Raw genomic sequence first — 5,146 nt, 5'->3', positions numbered from 1 at the left:
TGCTTACCCAATGAGCGTAGCTTGTACCCCAATATTCGCAATATTCCAATAATGTTGCATCTGGGTATTGTTCAACCATTGCAGCTAGTTGAGTTTCATATCCATCCAACTCTCCCTTTTGTGCTCCACCTTGTTGTTTGGGTTGTACATGACCTTGAGTCTTATTCATGGAGAGAAGTTTTTGTACAAAACTTTTGGCTACACTAAATCTATTAGCCACCTTCCTGATTGAGGTGTCACCTTGTGAGTAAGCCAAAACTATTTTTTCTCGCAAGTCGATTGAGTAAGCTTTCATTTTAAGAGTTGATGTACTGGTATTAATGTACCTCATTTACCTGCAATTTGCTGTAAAATTTATACTAGGCTTGTTTGAAAAAACTAAAGTAATTCTATTTGGATTGACATTTTTTTCTTCTATCAAAATATAATTAAAAATATCAACAATTTTATCTTGTAAATCTTGTTCATTAGAATAAAAAGACTTAATTACGTTGTGGAAACTTCTTTCTGGAGCTTCTACTTGATGATATGGTCCAACATACTCTTTATAAGTACTAAATATTTCTTTAGTATTTCTTATTACTTTTTGTAAGGGTATGGTAATAGGATAAAATTTAAATATATTGGTATAATTTTCCTTGGCAGTCTTTTGTGAGTCATCTTTTAGTATTAATACCTCTAAATTAGGAGCACTGTTTTTGAAGTCAGCTAGTTCTGCTAACTCATCAGCGCGAAGATTTTGTGCTTCATCTACAATTAAACTGTTGATTTCGTTCTCTATGCATTGCTTTTTGTAATTGTTCAGGAAGAAGCTTAAACTATTCCTGATTTCATCCATTGTCCAGATAGTAATATTGTCGAGTCCATATTTGTTATTGAGTCGAATTTCTTTCTCTATATGATTTTTTAAGAAGTCGCTACTCGTTATAAATAAAACTTGTTTCTCGGCTTTAACGTCCTCGATTGCCTTAGCAATAGCTACTTGTGTCTTTCCTGTCCCGGCAGGGCCTTCTACAATTAAAGCATGCTCTTGTATTTTGTATAAAATGTCTAATGTTTTTGATTGTTCCTTGGTTAACTTGATTACCTGTTGTTCATTATCTTCTAAATATGCGCCAAGAGATTTTTGAAGAGAAAGTTTTGGTGCAATTACTTCAATAATTTTCTGTAGATTTTGTGTACCTATGGTTTTAAAATTACTACTCTTATTATAATGAGCATATATCCTTTCAATTTCACTCACGAAATTGTTAAGATTTTTTCTGTATAAAGTAACTTCTTCCTCCATATAGGGAGCGAGACTTCCATCTATTACGTCAATATGTGGAAAACAAACAGCATAGCCACAATTAAAATATATTTCTGCTAAAGTAGTAATTTTTTTCTTTAAGAAAACTGGTAAACTTCTAGCATTGACTAACTGCTTCTTATACGGATTGTCATAAGTTCTGTCGCCTGATTTCCATTTATCTTTTACCCCATCATAGTAGAATCTCGTGCCTCCTTTTACCTCAATAATTAAAAGCCCTTTAATAGGATGGATAATGAGAAAGTCAGTTTCTCTTTCTTGTCGGCACCTCTGTTTGTTCTCAAATATCCAGTATCTATCTTGAAAGACGTAATAATCGTCTGATAATAATTGTAGTGCTTTATATACTGTTGACTCTCCATCTAACTCAGGATTACATGGGCCATCTGGGGGAAACATCTTTGCCATAGCACAACTGGATTTAAAAGATTAATGTGCCAGTTATAACACTTGTTTACCGGATAAACCACTAAAAATACTGCTATATGTGTTAAAGATAACTCGTTACTAATGCTTTTACCCTTTTATTTTGCTTGAGTTGAATATGTTAAGTAAGTCTAAAAAAACATAAGTTTTATTGCTTACTGTTTAGCATCTCTTTACCCTTATAACTAAGTATTCACAACCATCTAATTAGTAAGTTTGCTCGTTTGATATTATATGGACTATGTATTGAAAGTTAAACTTCTCTCAAAAAACTCTCATGCACCTGCTTATGCTCATGAAGGAGATGCTGGCCTAGATTTATTCTCCAGTGTAGAAACTCAGATTCAGCCTGGTGAAAGTGCGTTAGTTCCAACAGGTATTTGCATTCAGTTACCTCCAAACACTGAGGCTCAAATTAGGCCCCGCAGTGGTTTGGCTCTAAAACATCAGATAACCGTTCTTAATTCACCTGGAACTATTGATGAAGGTTATCGAGGAGAAATCGGCATAATTTTAATTAATCATGGTCGGGCTACGTTTAAAGTTGATGTTGGAATGAAGATAGCTCAAATGGTAGTTCAACCTGTAATTAGAGTAAAAGTTGAGGCCAGCGAAGAACTGAGTATAACTACTAGAGGGGGGAAGGGTTTTGGTTCAACAGGCTTATGAAAGGCCATCTTGGGATGAATATTTCTTGATGCTGGCGAAACTAGCAGCAACTAGATCGACTTGCTTAGCCTTTCCCGTAGGAGCTGTTATCGTTAAGAGTAAGCAGGTCTTAGCTACCGGGTACAATGGCCCTCCTTCAGGCTCTAGTCATTGCATATCCCAAGGTTTCTGTTATCCAGAATTAGCTAGTTGTGATGCTAGTAAAGATTTACCATCTAAAGCGGTTCATGCTGAAGCTAACGCAATTGCTCAGGCTGCTAAGCATGGTATAGCGACCAACGGAGCAAGCATTTACGTGACTTTAGAACCGTGTCTTTCTTGCCTAAAACTTATTATTTCGGCAGGAATTAGAGAAGTATATTATGAAACACCTTTTGACGGTAGGGCAAACGCTCACGTTAGAGATATTTTTCTTGAAGAAGGGCTGATTCAAATTAAACAAGTTTATCTGTCTCAAGAAATCGCAGAAAAAGCTTCGTTATCTCTTCTAAGACCCACATCTGTTTTAAATACAGCTGGTAGAAAAAACTTAGAGAACTAATCTTTATTAGATACGGCAATTGAAAAAAATGTCAAAAACAATTTGTTTTTGAAAATTGAGCATAACTAGATAAACTATTTTCGCATTTTTTAGGTATCAACTTTTTATACTATACCAACTTATCGACTATTTTTGGCGATGTTTCTTGCCAAGTTTTTTTAAGAGTTTTATCGTAAAGCTTGGCATATACTAATGTCATCTCAGGAGTTTCATGCCCTAATATCTCCTGTACCATAAGCAAAGGCATACCTTTATTAATAAGCTCACTTGCACCTGTATGCCTAAATCTATGGGTTTTTGACAAATCCTTATAAATTCTCCCTTGATAAGTAATGTTTCTATCTTCTGTAAATTGTTTTAGAGCAAATCTAAAACTGCTAGCACCTGGAGGGTGAGCTATATAGTTGAAGGTACCGTCTTTCTTTTGTGCTCCATTTCTTGCACAAAAGAGATATTGGTAATTTTCTTCCACTACTCCCTTTGTAAGTTGCTGTTGTGCTTGTATAACTTTGACAAGCTCTCTCGAAATAGGAACAGGATTATGTTCTTTGTTGAGTTTGTAATCCCAAAAATGTAACCACCAATCACCTTCAGCATCCTGACGTAAGCAATCGAAACGCATACCGCATACTTCTGATACACGAATAGGTACTGCTAACTTCAAAAGAACCATCCTAGCAAAGTGTATCGGTAATCCATCTAAATTGGAAATTACTTGCTCAATAACTTCATCAGGAATAATTTGATCAAAAGTTTTACCAGATTTTGATAACCGAGGTAAATCTTCTGGAAAAATAAGATTAGGGTTAGCAATATTTAACCAATTAAAACGATGAGATAGTTTAATAAATTCATCTAACTGCTTAATGGCTTCTCTTCTTGTATTAATTGATTTGGAATCTGGATATTCACGTTGAAGATAAATTAAAAAATTCAAAATACAATCGCGATCAATTTCTGATGGATTCAAATTTCGATAATTAACTCCTAAAAATCGAGAAAATTTTTTAATGTCGTCCAACTTGGATAAACAAGTTCCACCTGTTCTGGTAGTTGCGTTAAATTTAGTGGATTGTTTAGCAGCTTGCTTAAGCCAATTTTGCGTTATATGCTCAAAATTAGCTGTAAACCAGTTAGTTGAGGGTGGAAATTTTACACCCATCTCTCTTAAATCCCAAAAATCAGATTCAAAATTAAATATTTGTTGAGAGTTACTTGGCTTATCTTTTGTAGATTCTGTAAAACGTCTTCCACAATCTTTACAAGAATATTGCTGCTGATTACGTCTAGTCCCAGCTTTTTTTATTCTATTACTTTGGCAATCAGGGCAAGGTGGATCATTGGAATATTCTTTAAAAAAAGCTGTACAAGATTTACATCTATAATATGGTAGCCCTGCTCTGGAACCACGAGAGATCACTTTATCGGAACCACACTCTGGGCAATCTGGATGTATAGGTCTTGGTTTATTTCTAGTACTTTCTGTAAAAATTCTTGTACAATCATTACAATAATATTTTTGCTCTTTAGTAGTTGGCTCTATACCTTTTTTCCTAATCCATGTACCATTACAGTCTGGACAAGAGGGACGATTTTCAGATTTAATTTTACTTACTTTTTCTATTCTTGATTTTTCTGTAAGTAATCGACTTTTTCTATCCCTTGTAGAATCTCTAAAACTTCTTAAACATTTATAACATGTATATTTAACTTCACCAGTTTTTTGAGATATTCCTTTTTTATGAACTTTATTACTTCCACAATCAGGACATTCAGGATTGTCAAGTTCTGTTCTAGGCTTATCTTTTGTAGATTCACTAAAATTCCTTTTACACTCTGGGTTTTTACAAGTATATTCTTGTTGACCTCTTGATGAAGTTCTTGAAACTACTTCTCCTTGACAATCAGGACATGGAGGGTAAGAAGTAGGTTCTTTATTTTTTAGAATTGCTTCAATAATTGTTTCCTGCAATTTTACCCCTCTTCTGTCACTTTCCGGATAGAATGAATAGAATAAAGGAAAAATAGAACTCTACAAGGTAAGTAGAGCAATGGATGTAGAATTACAAATCCTGAAACATCTGCCAAGGGATGCCCAGCCAACAGTTGCGCTCGTAGATGCATATTGTGCAGAGTACAAAGACCTGTTTAAAGAAGTAAGAAATTATGAATGCTTCAAATATTTACATTTAGGGATAATT

Annotated in this window: 5 protein-coding genes and 1 pseudogene; 3 read left to right on the top strand and 3 right to left on the bottom strand. The window is 34.5% G+C overall.

Features of this window, described 5'->3' with window-relative positions:
• Together I8752_RS30885 and I8752_RS30880 are read right to left on the bottom strand one after the other, a co-directional pair.
• On the bottom strand, positions 1-295 hold a 295-nt coding region (locus I8752_RS30885; protein ID WP_214435995.1), incomplete at its 3' end, for an IS630 transposase-related protein.
• Positions 296-331: 36 nt separating this feature from the next.
• Positions 332-1,717: a nuclease-related domain-containing DEAD/DEAH box helicase gene (locus I8752_RS30880; protein WP_214435994.1), complete on the bottom strand. Its 1,386-nt coding sequence runs from the start codon at positions 1,715-1,717 to the stop codon at positions 332-334.
• A gap of 264 nt (positions 1,718-1,981) precedes the next feature.
• Here I8752_RS30880 and dut point away from each other — a divergent pair, with 264 nt between their 5' ends.
• Both dut and I8752_RS30870 read left to right on the top strand, forming a co-directional pair.
• Positions 1,982-2,404 carry a dUTP diphosphatase gene (dut, locus tag I8752_RS30875; protein WP_225896015.1) on the top strand — a complete coding sequence of 141 codons (423 nt, stop codon included), beginning with the start codon at positions 1,982-1,984 and terminating at the stop codon, positions 2,402-2,404.
• The gene (locus I8752_RS30870; protein WP_225896014.1) at positions 2,385-2,945 is read left to right on the top strand and encodes a deoxycytidylate deaminase; all 561 of its coding nucleotides are present in this window, start codon (positions 2,385-2,387) and stop codon (positions 2,943-2,945) included. The genes dut and I8752_RS30870 overlap by 20 nt, the downstream gene beginning before the upstream one ends.
• A gap of 109 nt (positions 2,946-3,054) precedes the next feature.
• Here the strand turns inward: I8752_RS30870 and I8752_RS30865 are convergent, their stop codons facing one another.
• Positions 3,055-4,917 carry an IS1/IS1595 family N-terminal zinc-binding domain-containing protein gene (locus I8752_RS30865; protein ID WP_214435992.1) on the bottom strand — a complete coding sequence of 621 codons (1,863 nt, stop codon included), beginning with the start codon at positions 4,915-4,917 and terminating at the stop codon, positions 3,055-3,057.
• Between the two features lie 79 nt (positions 4,918-4,996).
• Between I8752_RS30865 and I8752_RS30860 the strand changes: the two are divergent.
• Positions 4,997-5,146: pseudogene (locus tag I8752_RS30860) on the top strand (IS701 family transposase); the annotation flags it as partial.

It is taken from the genome of Dendronalium phyllosphericum CENA369 (assembly GCF_016056275.1).
In the GTDB taxonomy this organism is placed as follows: Bacteria; Cyanobacteriota; Cyanobacteriia; order Cyanobacteriales; family Nostocaceae; genus Dendronalium; species Dendronalium phyllosphericum.
The sequence above is the reverse complement of the archived record's forward strand: the minus strand, read 5'-3'. Positions and strand labels throughout refer to the sequence as shown.

Excerpts from the sequence above, each read along its gene's own strand:
- I8752_RS30880 (WP_214435994.1), bottom strand. The coding sequence starts at position 1,717 with ATGGCAAAGATGTTTCCCCCAGATGGCCCATGTAATCCTGAGTTAGAT.